The organism is Pseudoalteromonas sp. S1727, from assembly GCF_005886375.1.
Classification (GTDB): domain Bacteria; phylum Pseudomonadota; class Gammaproteobacteria; order Enterobacterales; family Alteromonadaceae; genus Pseudoalteromonas; species Pseudoalteromonas haloplanktis.
Genome location: NZ_PNDT01000159.1, coordinates 1 through 519, shown reverse-complemented (window position 1 = coordinate 519; position 519 = coordinate 1). Strand labels below are relative to the sequence as shown.

Genomic DNA, 519 nt, shown 5'->3' with positions numbered 1-519 from the left:
GTGGCGTCGCCTGAATTACCCGCACGGTTTTCTACGCTTGCAACGGCGGTGATACCACCATCAACTAAGAAACGTGTATCGACGTTTTCTAGTAACCACGTTCCATTAACGACCGTGGTAGTGAGAGTGATTTCATTGCCTTCATCATCACTGAGCACAATGGTTACGATTTGACCGTTTTCAGCATCAGTGGTGCCGCTAATGCGAACAGTGGGTGCTTCTTCTGCATTGATAGTGTCATCTTGCACGGTATCAATATCAACGGTTATTTCCACTGCCGCGGTGTCTTTCGTTACTGTGTTGGTGGCAACAGCAGGGTTACCAAAGCTGTCGATACTGGTTGCAGTAAAGGTTAAGTCGCCATCTAATAAGCTGGATAAATCGCCATCTTCAATGATGAAGAAGCCATTTTGTACTATCGCACTAAAGATCAAACGATTACCCGCTTCATCACGGACAATAATTTCCACTGGTTGGCCGTCTTCAATGTCGTTGGCCACCCCACCAAAGGTCGCTGGG

Annotated in this window: 1 pseudogene; it reads right to left on the bottom strand. The window is 47.2% G+C overall.

Annotated elements, in window-relative coordinates:
• Window positions 1-519: pseudogene (locus CWB85_RS21165) on the bottom strand (hypothetical protein); the annotation flags it as partial.